We start from the raw sequence: 16,970 nt of genomic DNA on the forward strand, positions 1-16,970 counted from the left end.
AACTAATGTGATGCAACGGGAGTAAACCATGCCCCTCTCCTCGGAGAGGGGCATTCCGTGGAAACACGCTCTCATGGGCGGGAGAACAAGGATGAGTTACGGAGTCAGGCTCCATGTCTGGGGCGAGCGGGCGTTGTTCACGCGCCCGGAAATGAAAGTAGAGCGGGTGTCCTACGACATCATCACGCCGTCTGCCGCACGCGGCATTCTCGAAGCGATTCACTGGAAGCCGGCGATCCGTTGGGTGGTGGACAGCATCCAGGTGCTCAAGCCGATCCGCTTCGAGTCGATCCGCCGCAACGAAGTCGGCGGCAAGCTGTCGGCCGCCAGCGTCGGCAAGGCGATCAACGCCGGGCGCACCGATGGCCTGGTCAGCTACATCGAGGAGGACCGGCAGCAACGCGCCGCCACCCTCCTTCGCGATGTCGGCTACGTGATTGCCGCGCACTTCGAGTTGACCGACAAGGCCGGCCCGGACGACAACGTCGGCAAGCATCTGGACATCTTCAACCGCCGCGCGCGGCGCGGGCAGTGCTTCCAGGCGCCCTGCCTGGGGACCCGCGAGTTCCCCGCCAGCTTCACCCTGCTCGGTGACGACGACCCGCCGCCGGCCAGCGATCCAGGCTTGTCCGGGGAACACGACCTGGGCTGGATGCTGCACGACATCGACTTCGCCGACGGCATGACCCCGCGCTTCTTCCGCGCGCAGATGGTCGATGGGCTGGTCGCGGTGCCGCCACCGCAGGACGGCGGAGTACGCGCATGATCCTGTCCGCCCTCGCCGACTACTACCAACGGCTTCTGGACGATCCCGATTCCGGCATCGCCGCACCCGGCTACAGCCAGCAGAACATCGGCTACACCGTGGTACTGGCCGCCGACGGCAGCGTCGTTTCGGTCCAGGACGAGCACCGCAACGAGGGCAAGAAGCGCCTCGCCAAGGCCATGCGCGTCCCCCAGCCGGAAAAACGCACCGCGGGCATCAAGTCCAACTTCCTGTGGGACAAGACCAGCTACGTCCTTGGCGTCAGCGCCAGCAGCAAGCGCAGCGCGCAGGAGCATGCCGCGTTCAAGGCGCTGCACCAGCCGGCCCTGGCCGACAGCGACGACGCCGGACTGCAGGCGCTGCTAGCGTTCCTGGCCACATGGTCGCCCGAGCAATACGCCGATCATCCTGCGTTCGCCCCGCATGGCGAAGCGCTGCTGGATACCAACCTGGCCTTCAGGCTGGAGGGCGACCCTGGCTATCTGCACGAACGTGCGGCCGCTCGTACGGCCTGGGACCGGCAACAAGGCCAGGTGGGCGATGGTATCCGCGGCCTGTGCCTGGTCAGCGGCACGCTGGCGCCGCTGGCGCGGCTGCATCCGGCGATCAAGGGGGTGAACGGCGCGCAGAGTTCCGGCGCCTCCATCGTCTCCTTCAACCTCGATGCCTTCACCTCCTACGGCAAACAGCAGGGCGAAAACGCACCGATCTCCGAACAGGCGGCGTTCGCCTACACCACCGCGCTCAACCACCTGCTGCGCCGCGACCCGCACAACCGTCAGCGGGTGCAGATCGGCGATACCACCGTGGTGTTCTGGGCCCAGGCCAGGACCACGACACAGGCGCAGAACGCCGAGGACGTGGTCGCCGCCCTGATGCGTGGCGAAGACACCGAAGACCCCAGCATCGCCGACGGTCGGGCGACCCGGCGCCTGGAACTGGTCATGAAGCAGGTCCGGCAGGCGCGGCCGTTGCGCGATCTGGAAGACGGACTGGACGACGACGCCCGCATCTTTGTCCTTGGCCTGGCGCCGAACGCGTCGCGCCTGTCGATCCGCTTCTGGGAAACGCAAACGCTGGCCGGATTCGCCAAACGCCTGGCCGACCACTACGACGACCTGAGCTTGCTGCCGCCTGCCTGGAAGCGCGCGCCCACACCCGCTTACCTCGCCCTGCAGACCGCGCCGATCTACGGCGAGCACGGCAAACCCAAAGCCGAAGACGTGTCGCCCCTGCTGGCAGGTGAGCTGACCAGGGCGATCCTCGCCGGCACCCGCTATCCGCAGAGCCTGCTCGGCAGCATCGTGATGCGCTTCCGCGCCGACGGGCAACTCTCTCCATTGCGCATCGCGCTGTGCCGGGCGGTCCTGGCACGCGAGGCGCGCCTGAGCAGGCAACAAGGACTGTCCACCGACCACAAGGAACCACCCATGAGTCTCGACACAGGCAATACCGACCCCGGCTACCTGCTGGGGCGGCTGTTCGCGTCGCTGGAGAACCTGCAGCGCGCCGCGCTGGGCGACCGCATCAACGCCACCATCCGCGATCGCTACTACGGCGCCGCATCGGCCACCCCGGCAAGCATCTTCCCGGTGCTGCTGCGTAGCGCGCAGAACCACTTCGGCAAGCTGCGCAAGGAAAAAACCGGCCTGGCCGTGAATCTGGAAAAGGAGATCGGCCAGATCGTCGATGCGCTGCCGCCCAGCTTCCCGCGCAGCCTGCCGATCCAGGAACAAGGCCGCTTCGCGATCGGCTACTACCACCAGACCCAGGCGCGCTTCGCCCGCAACGACGGCCAGGACGCCCCCGACACCGCTTCCGAAGGAGAGACCGCATGAGCGCCATCGCCAACCGCTACGAATTCGTCTACCTGTTCGACGTCATCAACGGCAATCCCAACGGCGATCCGGATGCCGGCAACCTGCCGCGCCTGGACCCGGAAACCAACCGCGGCCTGGTCACCGACGTGGCGCTCAAGCGCAAGATCCGCAACTACGTGGCGCTCGAGCAGGAAGGTCAGCCCGGCCATGCGATCTACATGCAGGAGAAGTCGGTGCTGAACAACCAGCACAAACAAGCCTATGCCGCACTGAAGATCGAACCGGAAGCCAAGAAGCTGCCCAAGGATGAAGCCAAGGCTCGCGAACTGACGGCCTGGATGTGCAAGAACTTCTTCGACGTGCGCACCTTCGGCGCGGTGATGACCACCGAAGTCAATTCCGGGCAGGTCCGCGGCCCAGTGCAACTGGCCTTCGCCAGCTCGGTGGAACCGGTGCTGCCGCTGGAAGTGTCGATCACCCGCGTGGCGGTGACCAACGAGAAGGACCTGGAAAAGGAACGCACCATGGGCCGCAAGCACATCCTGCCCTATGGTCTGTACCGCGCACACGGCTTCATCTCCGCCAAGCTGGCAGAGCGCACCGGCTTCTCCGAGGACGACCTGCAACTGCTGTGGCGGGCCCTGACCAACCTGTTCGAGCACGACCGCTCCGCCGCGCGCGGCGAGATGTCGGCGCGCAAGCTGATCGTGTTCAAGCACGACCACCCGATGGGCAACGCGCCGGCGCACGTGCTGTTCGACAAGGTGAAGGTCGAACGCGTCGCCGACAGCGACGCCGGCCCGGCACGCAGTTTCGCCGACTACCGGGTCACGATCGACCGCGACCTGCCGGCCGGCGTCAGCGTGACGGATCTGTTCTGAGGCAAACGGGAGCGGGACATGGACGATGCCGACCTGATCCCGCTCTCCGCCCTGCAGCACTACCTGTACTGCCCGCGGCAGTGCGCGCTCATCCATGTGGAGCAGCAATGGGCTGAGAACCGGCAGACGGCCGAGGGACGCCTGCTGCACCAGCGCGCCGACGCGCCGCAGGCCGAACGCCGGCGCGGCGTGCGCACCGTGACCGCGATGCCGCTGCTGGCGCTGGAGCTGGGCATCACCGGCAAGGCCGACGTGGTGGAGTTCCATCCCAACGGCGACGCCGACGTCGCCTTCCCCGTCGAGTACAAGCGCGGGCGCCCCAAGGCGCATCGCGCCGACGAAGTGCAACTGTGCGCGCAGGCGCTGTGCCTGGAGCACATGCTGGGACGCGCGGTGCCGGCCGGTGCACTGTTCTACGGGCAGACGCGCCGGCGCAAGGAAGTGGCCTTCGACGCGGCGTTACGCGACCTCACGCTGCGCACCATCGCCGCGACCCGCGCGATGCTGCTAGCCGGCTTGACCCCGTCCGCACGCTACGACGCCAAGCGCTGCGATGCCTGCTCCCTGATCGACCTGTGCCAGCCGCGCCTGCTCGACCGCGGCAGCGTCGCGCACTGGGTGCACGACCAACTCGATGCCGAGGAGGACTGACCATGCGCCGCCAACTCAATACGCTGTACGCCACCACCGACGGCGCCTGGCTGCGCAAGGATGGCGCCAACGTGGTCCTGGAGGTCGAGCGGCAGGAGCGCGCCCGCCTGCCCGTGCACATGCTGGAGAGCCTGGTCTGCATCGGTCGCGTCGCCGTCTCCCCGCAGTTGCTGGGCTTCTGCGCCGAACAGGGCATCAGCATCTGCTACCTGACGCCGCAGGGCCGTTTCCTGGCGCGGGTCGAAGGGCCGGTCTCCGGCAACGTGCTGCTGCGTCGCGCGCAGTACCGGCGCAGCGACGACCCCGCCGGCTGCGCCGCCATCGTCCGTCACCTGCTGGCAGGCAAGATCCACAACCAGCGCGCCGTCCTGGCGCGCGGCTGGCGCGACCACGGCGACCGGCTGACCGACACCGCGGCATTCCAGCATGCGTTGAAGCGGCTCAAGCGCATTCCGCAACGCGTGCTCGTCGAAACCGACGTGGACGTCCTGCGCGGCCTGGAGGGCGAGGCGGCGCAAGCGTATTTCGGCGTGTTCGGCCAACTCGTGCGCGCCGAACACCCGTTGCTGCGCTTCGGCGGCCGCAACCGGCGTCCGCCACGCGACGCCTTCAACGCCCTGCTCTCGTTCCTCTACACACTGCTCACCCACGATTGCCGCTCGGCCCTGGAAACCGTGGGCCTGGACCCGGCGGTGGGCTTCCTGCACCGGGACCGCCCCGGACGTCCCAGCCTGGCACTGGACCTGGCCGAGGAGTTCCGCCCGCTCCTGGGCGAACGCCTGGCGCTGTCGCTGATCAACCGCCGGCAGCTGCATGCACGCGACTTCCAGGTGTTCGACAACGGCGCGGTTCTGCTGAAGGACGATGCCCGCAAGACCGTGCTGGTGGCCTATCAGGAACGCAAGCGCGAACAACTGCACCACGCCTTCCTCGGCGAGAAGGTGGAGATCGGCCTGCTGCCCTTCGTGCAGGCGCAGTTGCTGGCCCGGCACTTGCGGGGCGACCTGGACGGCTACCCCGCCTTCTTCTGGAAATGACAGGGACACGCGCCGCATGATGGTCTTGGTCAGCTACGATGTCAGCACCAGCTCCCCTGGCGGCGAGAAGCGCCTGCGCAAGGTCGCCAAGGCCTGCAGAGACCGTGGGCAGCGTGTCCAGTTCTCGGTCTTCGAGATCGAAGTCGACCCCGCGCAATGGGCCGAACTTCGGCAGCGCCTGTGCGACCTGATCGATCCCGGCATCGACAGCCTGCGCTTCTACCATCTTGGCGCCAAGTGGGAAGCCCGCGTCGAACACGTCGGCGCCAAACCCAGCCTGGACCTCAAGGGGCCGCTGATCTTCTGACGCGAACCGCAAGCGACCGGCACATCCCGGGGAGGTTCGCGCATTTCGCAAGCCATTGATGCAGAAGGAAAGCGCTCGCCATCCGCGCTGGACACCGACATCGACACGGTCGCGCGGCACCTCCCCGGCGCCGGTTCGCGCGAATGCCGCTTTTCCTCCAACGCGTCTCTGCACTTATGCTGGGGCAGTCGCACCCTCACGGGTGCGTGGATTGAAACAGCTTGATAGCTCGGGACGGGCGAACGTCAATATCTGGTCGCACCCTCACGGGTGCGTGGATTGAAACCTCGACCGCGATGCTGCTGACGAGGTCCGCGCCTGGTCGCACCCTCACGGGTGCGTGGATTGAAACTGTGAGGGGCGGGCTTCCGCCCCTTTTTCATTGGGGTCGCACCCTCACGGGTGCGTGGATTGAAACATGTTCACCATGATCCCGATGCCCACCAGCGTGGTCGCACCCTCACGGGTGCGTGGATTGAAACGACCCAGACGTGGCGCAGGGCGCTGTGCCTACTAAGTCGCACCCTCACGGGTGCGTGGATTGAAACTGTAGATGTAGTCCATGGCTCAGGCCTCCACCACGGTCGCACCCTCACGGGTGCGTGGATTGAAACATTGTTTGGTCCTTTTGTCGCCGCGCCGGGATGGCGTCGCACCCTCACGGGTGCGTGGATTGAAACAACTGGAAGTTGCCCCTTGGCGTGCCGTCGGAGACGTCGCACCCTCACGGGTGCGTGGATTGAAACCCAATAGGGGAGGGGGCTGCAGGATCCTGGCCGGGTCGCACCCTCACGGGTGCGTGGATTGAAACCGAAAATCATGGGCGAGGTCGCGCTCGCCTTAGGTCGCACCCTCACGGGTGCGTGGATTGAAACATCATCGGGACTGAAATGGTGGGCGTAACGCAGGTCGCACCCTCACGGGTGCGTGGATTGAAACCCGATTACGCATGCGCCGAACTCCATTCGGCGGGCGTCGCACCCTCACGGGTGCGTGGATTGAAACGCTCGGATGTGGCCGGAAGGTGCGGGTCGGCATCGGTCGCACCCTCACGGGTGCGTGGATTGAAACCAGCGCAAGTTCCAGTTCCTAGCGCCGACTGTCGTCGCACCCTCACGGGTGCGTGGATTGAAACAGGCGCGACAGGGCGCAAGCCTCTGGCCCATTGAGTCGCACCCTCACGGGTGCGTGGATTGAAACTGCAGACTCTGGGTGGGAACCTCACGGCTGGTGGCGTCGCACCCTCACGGGTGCGTGGATTGAAACTTGGCGATCGCCGCCATGGCGACGGTGACGGCCTGGGGTCGCACCCTCACGGGTGCGTGGATTGAAACGCGGCGTAACCGCCATGGCCGACTCTCCTGCCAAGTCGCACCCTCACGGGTGCGTGGATTGAAACTCCTGATGCACTGCGAAGTCCACGGCTGCGTTGACGTCGCACCCTCACGGGTGCGTGGATTGAAACTGATGACCGCCGACACATTGACCTTCAGCCGCGGTCGCACCCTCACGGGTGCGTGGATTGAAACAGATCCACAGTGACCTGGCTGAACCCGAGGTCGCGTCGCACCCTCACGGGTGCGTGGATTGAAACGGCAACAACCTCTACAACTTCGCAGGGCGCACCTATGTCGCACCCTCACGGGTGCGTGGATTGAAACCTGTAAAAAACATGAATAGCTTTACAGATGCTACGTCGCACCCTCACGGGTGCGTGGATTGAAACTTTCGCCGATCATCCTGTTCGGCTACTGGCTTGTGTCGCACCCTCACGGGTGCGTGGATTGAAACCCATAAGGGCCGCGTCAGTCTGCTTGCGGTCTGCGTCGCACCCTCACGGGTGCGTGGATTGAAACAAGTGCCGTGACGCGCGCAGCCAGGTCGTCTAGCGTCGCACCCTCACGGGTGCGTGGATTGAAACTGACCATCACGAGGGCAGCATGATTAACCAGCAGGTCGCACCCTCACGGGTGCGTGGATTGAAACAACGGCCGACAGACCGCCACGTTTGTGCATGACCTGTCGCACCCTCACGGGTGCGTGGATTGAAACATGGACTTCGACACCGGCGGCTACACCGGCCCCGGTCGCACCCTCACGGGTGCGTGGATTGAAACAACTCGCATTCCGTGTCCCAGCGCGAAAGCCTGGAGTCGCACCCTCACGGGTGCGTGGATTGAAACTCGTACACGTTGAGTTGCTTGTGGCCCTTGCGGCCGTCGCACCCTCACGGGTGCGTGGATTGAAACGTCGATCGAGGGCGTCAGTTCGTCGGCCCCCTGAGTCGCACCCTCACGGGTGCGTGGGTTGAAACTGCGCGCCGGCGAAGCTCAATGAGGATCGTGGCAGTCGCACCCTCACGGGTGCGTGGATACTCGTGCCAGATGGCATAGACGTCTCGGTGCCACCCGTCGCACCCTCACGGATGCGTGGATTGAAACTCCATCGCCTTGATCAGCTCGGCGCCCTCACCGGTCGCACCCTCACGAGTGCGTGGGTTGAAACGAAGGAACACTTGCGTTCATGGCGGGCTATGGCATGTCGCACCCTCGCGGGTGCGTGGATTGAAGTGCTGATGGACATGCCGGCTGGCAACAGTCACACCCTCACGGGTGCGCGGATTGAATCCTCTCCCTGCCAGCTTTGAATCCGCACTCCGAGCCGGAAGCTCGACTCCCTGCTTTGCGTCATCCCCCGGATAGGGTGCCAGACCTCAGACGTACCCGAGCCCGCGCCAGTAGTCCAGCGGACGCCTGGCGGGCACGCCCAACGACGCCGCAATCTCGAGAATGCGCGGCACGTCGCGCCGGTAGACCACAAACAGGTGATTGTCTTCGGTGGTCATATCGTCGATTTCCACCACGTCGTAGCCGTCGCCTTCGTCCGTCCACTCGGCAAGGTGGCGGTCCAGCCAGGTGTAGTACTCGGTCTGCGTCCCCACGTTCTTGGGAAAGGCAGGGAATGCGTCGCCCATCATCTGGCAGAGCTCGTGGTGGACATCGATCATCTTGTCGCCGTTGGCGGAGTAACGCTCCATCGCCGCGGTGATCGCGACTGCATACGCCTGTTCCTCGCACTCGGTCCACTCCAGCTCCGGCAGGAAGGCTTCGATGTCCCGAACGATCTCGCTTCGTTCGTCGGGTTCGGTGCTGCCGGAAGAAAGAAGCTCGACGAGTTCCAAGAGGGGTGCGTTCATTGCGCTCACTGACGGCTGAAGGATGATCGACGCCCAGCCCAGGCCGGCCATCCACCCAAGGCGAATCGGCCCGACCGCAACACTGGACACGCAGAAAAAAGCGCGCCGGAGCGCACCACGCGCGGCACTATAGCCGCTGGTGTTTGACATGCAAGTGTCCGTGGAGCGAAACACCCGGCCGCCACCCGGCGCGGATGCAAGGCGTGGAGTACCGGGGCGACCGCGCTCAGTACGTGCCGTCGAACGCAAAGATCGGCGCGCGCTGGCGCCACGCGCCCGCGGTGAAATCCGGGAATGCGACGGTCTGGAAGCCGCTGGCGATCGACTGTTCGGAGAGCGGGGTGATCGCGCTCCACGTCACGGCGTCGTAGATGTCGATCGGCATCGGTGCCCTCGCCTTCAATGCTTCGACGAAGGCATGGATGACGAACCAGTCCATGCCGCCGTGGCCGGCGCCGGCCGCGGTGGCGGCGTAGCGCGTCCACAGCGGGTGTTCGTATTGGTCCTGGTAGGGCTTGAACGCTTCCCATTGGTGCGGCGGGCTGCGGCCTTCGAGGTGGATCGACTGGTTGAGATCCATCCAGATGCCCTTGGTGCCCTGCACGCGGAAGCCCATCGAGTAGGGACGCGGCAGCGAGGTGTCGTGCTGCAGCAGGATGGTCTGGCCATTGGCGCAGGCCAGGGTGGTGGTGACGACGTCGCCCAGCTTGAACGCCACCTTGGTGCTGGGATGGGTGTTGCCGCCACTCTTGGCCACGGTGTAGTCGTGCAGGCCGCGGGCCTTGCTGGCGAAGGCGTTGAGATGGGTGATGCGGTTGCCGCGGTTGATGCCGGCGTACATCGCGCACGGGCCGATGCCGTGGCTGGGATACAGCTCGCCGTTGCGCTGCACCGAGTGCGCGGTGCGCCAGCGCGCTTCGCTCCAGCCCTTGGCACCGAACTCCACGCCGCTGTCGTAGGGCTGGTCCGGGTCGCCGGAGTTGAACTTCACCCCGCGCAGATCGTGCTGGTAGCCGGCTTGCAGATGTACCAGTTCGCCGAACAGGCCCTGCCGCACCATCTGCAGCGCGGCCATCACGTCGCGGCGGTAGCAGACGTTCTCCAGCAGCATGTACGGGGTGCCGGTGGCGAGTTGGGCGTTGAGCACGTCCCAGTGGTCCTGCAGGGTGATGCCGGCCACCACTTCGCAGCCGACCGCCACGCCGGCTTGCATCGCCGCGATCGCCATCGGCGCATGCCATTCCCAGGGCGTGGCCACGATCACACCATCCAGGCCCTTGTGCGCGAGCACGCGCTTCCAGGCGCTGGAGTCGCGGTCCTGACCGTAGGCGGTGGGTGCGGGCTTGCCGGCCTTGGCGACCATGGACATGGCGCGGCCGAGCATGATCGGCTCGCTATCGCACAGGGCGACCAGGTCCACGTCGTCGCGGCGCAGCAGTTCGGTCAGCAGCACCTGGCCGCGCATGCCGGTGCCGATCATGGCCAGGCGCAGGGTGCGCTTGCGCGCCCAGGCCGGTGTCTGCGGCAGCAGGCTGCCGGCGGCGATGGCGGCACCGGCGGCGATGAAGTCGCGTCGTTTCATGATGTGCGGTCTCCTCTTGGATGCGCGCCGGCGTCGGCCGGCACGCATGCTGCTGCGGGTGCGCTCACTTGAAGCGGTAGCCGATGGTCACGCTGTAGCCGCGGCCGAAGATGGTGGCGTAGTCGCTGGAATCGCCCAGGAAGCTGTTCGGATCGTAGAACGGCAGGCGGTCGAACAGGTTCTTGACGGTGAAGCTCAGGTTCCAGGCGTCGTCCGGGCGCCAGGTGACGCTGAGGTTGGCGGTCCACCACGACGGCGCGCCATCGCACTTGCTCGGCTGCAGCTTGAGGTAGCCGGCGGTGCAGGTCTGCGGGTTGTTGTCCTCGGCGTCGATCCGGTCGGTGGCCCACTTGGTGCCGCCGACGTAGTTGACGAACATGCTGGTGGTGACCTGGCGGTAGGTCCAGTCGGCGTTGAGCGTGGCGCGCAGGCGCGGGTTGTTGTAGTAGCCGACCACGTCGCCGTAGTACCAACCGCTGTCCTGGTCCATGTAGAAGCGGTTGCGGTTGGCGATGGTGGCGGCCAGGCCGATGTTCAGCCCGTCCCACTGGCCGAGCGAGAAGCGGCTGCGCGCGTCGATGTCGAAGCCGTCGACCAGGGTCTTGCCGCGGTTGCGGTACTGGCCGACCACACTGGCGACATTGCCCACGCTGTAGCCCGGCAGCGTGCCCGGGCAGGCCACGCCACTGGCCGGATCGGCGCACATCGCCGCCAGCTGGGCGAGGTTGGCGCGGTCGCTGTCGGTGATCGGCGAGCGGGTCATGGCGGTGATGTCGCCGGCGCGGCGGTAGTCCGGGGCGACGATCTCGTTGTCGCGGTAGATGAACCAGTAGTCGGCCGAGACCGACAGCCAGTTGGCCGGCTCGTAGACGAAACCGAGCGTGGCGATCTTGGCCTTCTCCGGCTTCAGGTCCGGGTTCGGCTGGGTCATGCGCGCCACGGTGCGGCTGCAGTCGGCATTGAGCAGACTCTTGGCCAGATCCACGTCGCCGCTGCGGCGCGACTGCAGCAGCAGGTTGGCGATGGCGTTGGTCTCGCCGCAGCGCACCTCGTCGCGATAGCCGCCCAGCTGCGCATAGACGCCGCCGCTGCCGGACTCGGCCAGGCTGGGCGCACGGAAGCCGGTGGAATAGGTGCCGCGCAGCAGCAGTTGCTCGAAGGCCTGGTACTTGAAGCCGACCTTGGGCGCGAGGTTGGTACTGAAGTTCGGGTACTTGTCGGCGCGCAACGCGGCGTCGAGTTCCAGCTTGTCGGTGATCGGCGCGACGGTCTCGGCGAACAACGCATAGGTGTTGCGCTTGCCATCGAACCAGGAGCCGCCCTGCTGGGTGATCAGGCCGTTGGCCGCGTCCGGGTTGCCGGGGGTGTAAAACGTCTCGCGGCTGGCGTTGAAGCCGAACGCGGCGCGCATCTCGCCGGCCGGCAGTTGGAACAGCGGGCCTTCGATCTTGCCGTCGAGGGTGTGCAGGCGCGTCCACGATTCGATGTCGAAGGTGGGGAATGCTTGGCGGATCAGCGCGGCGTTGGCGGCGCTGATCTCGCCGAACCTGTACGCCGGGTGGTCGGAGATGATCACCCGGCCGGTGCCCGGGTCGATGGTGAACGGGCCGAACGCCTTCTCGAAGCCTTTCACGTTGACGTTGACGGTCTGGTAGGTGACCGAGTGGGTGCCGGCGGTGGCGAAGGCGGTTTCCCAGTTCCAGTCGCCGAAGCTGCCGCGCGCGCCGCCGAGCACGCGGTAGCTCTTGTCGGTGTTGCGCTGGCCGAAGTAGTCGGGGCCGGCGTCCTGCAGCAGGTACTGCAGGCCGACCACCCCGCCCATCATCGCCTTCAACTGCGGGCTGGCATGGTTGTACTCGTTGTTGGGCCCGAGGAACGGATACAGGAACCGGTTGACGGTGTTGCCGGTGTTGCGCGAGAACCAGCTGGTGGGGTTGCCGGTGGTGGTGTTGAACGCGCGTGGGGTGCCGCCGTTGGCGCGCAGGTCGATGTCGGTGTAGGTGGCCTCGGCGAACAGTTCGGTGCTGGCGCCGACCAGGAAGGTGCCGTTGAGGTAGGCGGTGTTGCGTTCGGACTTGGCGCCGGCGTCGATCTCGTTGTTCAACCAGGTTTCCCACACGCAGCGCGGGCCGGCGGCCTCGCTGGTCAGCACGTTCTGGCAGCCCGGTGCGGCTTCCTGCACGCGGCGCCCGGTGAGCGGGTCGAAGGCGAAGTAGCTGCCCGGATTGAACTGGCCCGGCTTGCTGCCCACGCCCAGGCGCAGGTTGGTCAGGTAGTTGGGATTGTTGACGTAGTACTGCGCCGGGCGCTTGTCGTAGAAGTCGCGCAGCGGGATCGCATCGCGCCGGTACACGTTGACCGCGCCATAGACATTGAAGCGGTTCTCGGTGAGGTCGCCGAAGCCGGCGGTGATGCTGGCCTGGTGCTCGCCGTAGGACTCGATGCGGCTGGAGGTGTCGTTGCTGAAATTGATCTCCGCGCCCTGGAAGTTGCGCTTGGTGATCACGTTGATGACGCCGGCCACCGCGTCGGTGCCGTACACCGCCGAGGCGCCGTCGGTGAGCACCTCCATGCGCTCGATCGCCGCGGCCGGGATCGCATCGATGTTGACGAACTGGGTCTGGAAGCCGGCCGGCGCGCCGTAGTACGACAGGCGGCGGCCGTTCAACAGCACCAGCGTGCCCTGCGCGCCGAGGCCGCGCAGATTGGCCTGCGAGGCGCCATCGGAACCGGTGAACAGCGAGCGCGCGTCCTGTTGCGCCGGGCGTGCCGCGGGCAGGTTGTCGAGCACCTGCAGCAGCGTGCGCGCGCCCATCGCCTGGATGTCCTGCTTGCTGATCACCTGCACCGGCGAGGCGGTCTCCACGTCGGTACGGCGGATGTTGGAGCCGGTGACCTCGACCCGGGCCAGGTCGGTGGCGGCCTGACTGTCCTGCGCGGCGGCGGGCTGCAGGGCGGCGAGCAGGACACCGGCGATGGCCAGGGTCAACGGAGCGAGCGGGCGACAGCGGGGATGGCGGTGACGGGCGGGCAACATCGGGGTTCTCTCCTGGCAGGGTGCGGCGCGAACGCGGAATCGGCGGGCAAAGCGCTCCCGGGCCGCGGCCAGGCGGCCGCAGTCGGGAAAGGCGGGGGAGGAGCGGTGTTACGGGGCGGTCATGGGGCGACGAAGCTGGCGGTGTCGCCCTCCTGACCGATCAGTACGGCGTTGGCCCAATTGGCGCAGACCTGGGCAGGCTGCGGACCCTGCGCGCCGAGCGTGCGCAGGCTCAGCGTGGACAGGCCGCGGATATCCAGTTCCGGCTTGACCACGCCGGGCGCGCTGACCAGGCCGCTGTCGTAGAGCAGGCGGCCATCGCCCCAGACCTGGAACTGCAGACCGCCGGCGCTGCGGCAGGCGTCGTCGATGCCCAGGTCGGCGCGCAGCAGGCGCCAGTCGCCGTGCAGGCGCAGGTCGAGGCGGCTGTCGGCGCCCACGCCCAGGCCGCGGCGGAACTGCAGGCCGTTCATGCGCATGCCGGCATCGCCGTGCAAGGCCTGGTCGGCGCGCACGCGACCGGCCAATGCCGCCGGCAACGCCAGCTCGGACAGATAGCGCTGCTGCGCCGGCCGTTCCGGCGCCGGGTGCTCGAGGATGTGGAAGGTCGACAGCGCAATCGGGCCGACGTCGCGCGGCTGCAGCGCATCGAAGGCGCGCGGTCGGCGCTGCGCGGCGGTGACCATCGGATCGTTGCTGTCGGCGCCGTCGCCCTCGGGGTTCTGCACGCTCAGCACGCGGAAGCGCAGCAGGCGGCCGGCATGCGCCGGGAAGTCGATGCGCTGCACGCCTTCCTGCAAGCGCAGATGGCCGCGCGCCACCGGCTCGCCCCACTCGCCGTTGCTGTCGCCCAGGTAGACCTCGTAGTCGCGCACCTGGCCGTGCTTCCAGTTCTTGTCGTTGCGCGGCGCCAGCTCGATGCCGTCGATCATCTTGCGCTCGCCGAAACCGATCACCCATTCGTGCGCGCCGGTGCGCACGGCCTGATTACGCACGCTACGGAACCAGGTGCCTGGGTCGTCGTCGAAGGCGTTCTCCAGCGGATGGCCGGGCTCCTCGGCCGGACGATTGACCACCAGCAGGCTGTCGGCGGACAGCGCGCGGCCCAGCTCCGGCGCAGCCGGATAGGCGTCGTCGGCCGCAGCGGCGGCGACCGGGAAGTCCAGCCGCAGTTGCAGCGGTTGGCGGATGTCCTGCACGGCGGTGCGCACGTGCACGGTGCCGCGGCGCTCCCTGGCGTCGAAGTACCAGCCTTCGCTGGCCTGGGCGAAGGCTGCGGCGCCGGCGATCGTCGGCAGCGCGCGTTCGCCGACCTGCACCGACCGCGGCGCCTGCCGCGCGAGCACGCGCAAGGCATAGCGACGCTGCGGCAGCTGTCCGTCGTAATGGCCCTGCACCGGATCGATCCACACCTGCACCGGGCCGCTACCCTGCGCAGGCGCCTGCATGCGCACCACCTGCGTGCTGGACTCGCCCTGCTGGTAGCGGCGGGTATTGCCGTCGTCCTCGTACAGCGTGTACTGCGAGGCCCCCTGCGGATACAGATCGAAGGTGACCTCGTCCAGCGGCTTCTCGCCGTCGTACAGCATCGCCGGGTACATCGGCAGGATCGCGCCGGCACGCACGAACAGCGGCAGCGTGGCCAGGTCGACCTGGCGATCGAGCTGGCGGCCATCGGCGCCGGCCTGCACGCGGCGGCCGTCCCAGTAGTCGATCCAGCCGCCGGCCGGCAGATGGATGTCGCGCCGCCAGCCGCGGCTGGCCGCCTGGCTGCGGTACACCGGCGCCACCAGCAGGTCGCGGCCGAGCAGGAACTGGGTCTTGTAGGTCTCGTCCTGTGCGTGCGGATCGCGCGGGTCCTCCCACATCAGCCCGCGCACCGGCGGCGCACCGGTCTGCGCGGCATCGTGCACCAGGCCGTACATGTACGGGGTCAGGCGCATTTTCAGCTTCAGGTAATCGCGGTTGATGCTGCGGTACGGCTCGTCGTACCACCACGGATGCTTGCGCGCGTTCGACGACCAGCCGCTCATGCCCATCAGCACCGGGGTGAAGGCCTTCCACTGCAGGTCGCGGGTGAAGGTCTCGGCGCTGCCGCCGAAGATCGCATCGACGTCGCCGGCGGCGTAGGCCATGCCGGACAGGCCGGAGCCGATCAGGGTCGGCACGTGCCAGCGGATGTAGTCCCAGCTACTGCTCTGGTCGCCGGTCCAGGCCACCGCGTAGCGCTGGATGCCGGCCCAGCCCATGACCGTCCACAGGAACGGGCGCGCGTCGGAGTTGGCGAGGATGCCGTCGTAGGCCTGGTGGTTGGCGTCCATCGCGAACTGGTAGCCCTTACCGGTCCAGGCCACGTCCAGCTTCTGCACGCGGCTGCCGGCCTTGCCGACTTCCCAGGCGATCTTGTCCACGCCGTTCTCGGTCCACAGGCCGGTGCGGAAGCCATAGCGGGCCAGGCCCTGCACGGTCTCCGGCAGCTTGGTGTAGCCGCAGCCGTAGCCGTCGTTGGGCAGGATCCAGCCGCCGGGCATGTCGTGCTCGCGGTATTGCCGCGCCACGCTGTCGACCACGTCCGGGGTGGTGCCGGTGGGGCCGTCGTGCCAGCCGTCCGGCACGGTGCCGGGCTTCTTGGCGTTGTCGCCGTCGTTGTAGCAATCGGCATCGCCGTAGGACAGCGACCAGCGCGCCAGCATGCTCGGGCGGCCGGTCAGCCGGGTATAGCGCTCGATCAGGGCCGGCAGGTCGGCGCCGACGAAGTAGTAGGCGTCGAAGCGGTCTTCGCGGTGCAGCAGCGTGGCCTGGTCGGGCTGGCGCAGGTCGTAGCTGCCGTCGCTCCAGGTGTTGCGCAGCATGCCCCAGCCGCGGCTGCTGAGCAGCATCGGCGCCGGGCTCGGGCGATCGCCCTCCTCCCAGCCGCCGGAATACGACACTTCCAGTTCGCGGCCCTTGAACTCGAAGCGCCCGTTCTGCTGGCCACCGCCGTAATAGGCTTCGTCGGCCTGCGAGGACAGCACCTGCACGCTCTGCGCGGCATCCAGGTCCAGCGGCTGCAGCTCCTGCCACAGCGCGACCGCGCGGCCCTGTTCCAGGCGCTCCAGGCGCAGCCGCAGCGGTTGCCGCTGCACGTGCAGCACCAGCGCATCGGTACGCACGCGCAGTTCCTGCGCGTCGTCTTCCAGTTGCGCCTGCACCGCGGCCTTGGGTTGCGGCAGCACGATAGGCGTGGCCTTGTCGCCGGCGCCGGTGAGCGTGCCGTGGCGCCCGGCCTGCACGCGCACGATGTCCGCCGCCGGCAGTTCGATGCGCAGGCGCACGCCACGGTCGGTCTGCAGGTCCCAGCCTTGCACGCCGTCGCGGCTGGCGCTGGCGGCGACCGTACGCAGGTTGCCGACCGGCTCGGCGACGACGGTGGCCGCCACCAGCAGCAGGGCCGGCAGCGCGATCGCCGGCAACAGCGACGAGCGACGAACGCGATTCTCCACACGACCCCCAAACCCGTTTCCCCGGGCGTTTCGAAAGCGTTGCGCCGACTCTAGGCCAGGAATTTGAAAGATGTCAATAAATTGAAAGCAAAAAACAAGATTTATTTTGGCAAAACGAAAGATATTGCCTCGCATGACTTTGCTTTCATCTCACCAGAATCGGCTGATTCGGCATGCGATAGCGGCATTCACTTGCACCTTTCGTTTTAGG

10 protein-coding genes and 1 CRISPR repeat array are annotated in these 16,970 nt (G+C 67.1%); of the genes, 6 read left to right on the top strand and 4 right to left on the bottom strand.

Going from position 1 to position 16,970, the window contains the following annotated elements:
• The first annotated feature begins 91 nt into the window (after nucleotides 1–91).
• The 6 genes from cas5c to cas2 are packed head-to-tail and all read left to right on the top strand — an operon-like array spanning nucleotide 92 to nucleotide 5,462.
• Nucleotides 92–766 (top strand): type I-C CRISPR-associated protein Cas5c, encoded by a 675-nt coding sequence (cas5c, locus tag CEK68_RS05360; protein WP_039725800.1) that lies wholly within the window; start codon nucleotides 92–94, stop codon nucleotides 764–766.
• A complete protein-coding gene (gene cas8c, locus CEK68_RS05365; RefSeq protein WP_152238768.1) occupies nucleotides 763–2,604 on the top strand; it encodes a type I-C CRISPR-associated protein Cas8c/Csd1 in 1,842 nt (613 codons plus the stop codon). The genes cas5c and cas8c overlap by 4 nt, the downstream gene beginning before the upstream one ends.
• Entirely contained in the window at nucleotides 2,601–3,467 is an 867-nt protein-coding gene (gene cas7c / locus CEK68_RS05370) for a type I-C CRISPR-associated protein Cas7/Csd2 (RefSeq protein WP_152238769.1), read from the top strand. Before cas8c ends, cas7c begins: the two co-directional genes overlap by 4 nt.
• A gap of 18 nt (nucleotides 3,468–3,485) precedes the next feature.
• A complete protein-coding gene (cas4, locus tag CEK68_RS05375; RefSeq protein ID WP_152238770.1) occupies nucleotides 3,486–4,118 on the top strand; it encodes a CRISPR-associated protein Cas4 in 633 nt (210 codons plus the stop codon).
• Nucleotides 4,119–4,120: 2 nt separating this feature from the next.
• Nucleotides 4,121–5,155 (top strand): type I-C CRISPR-associated endonuclease Cas1c, encoded by a 1,035-nt coding sequence (gene cas1c, locus CEK68_RS05380; protein WP_150410255.1) that lies wholly within the window; start codon nucleotides 4,121–4,123, stop codon nucleotides 5,153–5,155.
• Between the two features lie 16 nt (nucleotides 5,156–5,171).
• Nucleotides 5,172–5,462, top strand: coding sequence for a CRISPR-associated endonuclease Cas2 (gene cas2, locus CEK68_RS05385; protein WP_017907380.1), 291 nt, complete (start codon nucleotides 5,172–5,174; stop codon nucleotides 5,460–5,462).
• Between the two features lie 187 nt (nucleotides 5,463–5,649).
• Nucleotides 5,650–8,090: a CRISPR direct-repeat array (repeat unit 31 nt; unit sequence GTCGCACCCTCACGGGTGCGTGGATTGAAAC).
• A gap of 85 nt (nucleotides 8,091–8,175) precedes the next feature.
• Here the strand turns inward: cas2 and CEK68_RS05390 are convergent.
• The 4 genes from CEK68_RS05390 to CEK68_RS05405 form a co-directional block, all read right to left on the bottom strand.
• Nucleotides 8,176–8,808 (bottom strand): hypothetical protein, encoded by a 633-nt coding sequence (locus tag CEK68_RS05390; RefSeq protein ID WP_226977769.1) that lies wholly within the window; start codon nucleotides 8,806–8,808, stop codon nucleotides 8,176–8,178.
• A gap of 76 nt (nucleotides 8,809–8,884) precedes the next feature.
• Nucleotides 8,885–10,240: a Gfo/Idh/MocA family oxidoreductase gene (locus CEK68_RS05395; protein ID WP_152238771.1), complete on the bottom strand. Its 1,356-nt coding sequence runs from the start codon at nucleotides 10,238–10,240 to the stop codon at nucleotides 8,885–8,887.
• Nucleotides 10,241–10,304: 64 nt separating this feature from the next.
• The gene (locus CEK68_RS05400; protein ID WP_152238772.1) at nucleotides 10,305–13,277 is read right to left on the bottom strand and encodes a TonB-dependent receptor; all 2,973 of its coding nucleotides are present in this window, start codon (nucleotides 13,275–13,277) and stop codon (nucleotides 10,305–10,307) included.
• A 119-nt stretch (nucleotides 13,278–13,396) separates the two neighbouring features.
• Nucleotides 13,397–16,759 carry a TIM-barrel domain-containing protein gene (locus CEK68_RS05405; RefSeq protein WP_152238773.1) on the bottom strand — a complete coding sequence of 1,121 codons (3,363 nt, stop codon included), beginning with the start codon at nucleotides 16,757–16,759 and terminating at the stop codon, nucleotides 13,397–13,399.
• Between the last annotated feature and the right edge of the window lie 211 nt (nucleotides 16,760–16,970).

Source organism: Xanthomonas sp. LMG 12461, from assembly GCF_009192935.1.
Classification (GTDB): Bacteria; Pseudomonadota; Gammaproteobacteria; order Xanthomonadales; family Xanthomonadaceae; genus Xanthomonas_A; species Xanthomonas_A sontii.

Coding starts and splice junctions, on each gene's coding strand:
- cas5c (WP_039725800.1), top strand. CDS start 92: ATGAGTTACGGAGTCAGGCTCCATGTCTGGGGCGAGCGGGCGTTGTTC.
- cas8c (WP_152238768.1), top strand. CDS start 763: ATGATCCTGTCCGCCCTCGCCGACTACTACCAACGGCTTCTGGACGAT.
- cas7c (WP_152238769.1), top strand. CDS start 2,601: ATGAGCGCCATCGCCAACCGCTACGAATTCGTCTACCTGTTCGACGTC.
- cas4 (WP_152238770.1), top strand. CDS start 3,486: ATGGACGATGCCGACCTGATCCCGCTCTCCGCCCTGCAGCACTACCTG.
- cas1c (WP_150410255.1), top strand. CDS start 4,121: ATGCGCCGCCAACTCAATACGCTGTACGCCACCACCGACGGCGCCTGG.
- cas2 (WP_017907380.1), top strand. CDS start 5,172: ATGATGGTCTTGGTCAGCTACGATGTCAGCACCAGCTCCCCTGGCGGC.
- CEK68_RS05390 (WP_226977769.1), bottom strand. CDS start 8,808: ATGTCAAACACCAGCGGCTATAGTGCCGCGCGTGGTGCGCTCCGGCGC.
- CEK68_RS05395 (WP_152238771.1), bottom strand. CDS start 10,240: ATGAAACGACGCGACTTCATCGCCGCCGGTGCCGCCATCGCCGCCGGC.
- CEK68_RS05400 (WP_152238772.1), bottom strand. CDS start 13,277: ATGTTGCCCGCCCGTCACCGCCATCCCCGCTGTCGCCCGCTCGCTCCG.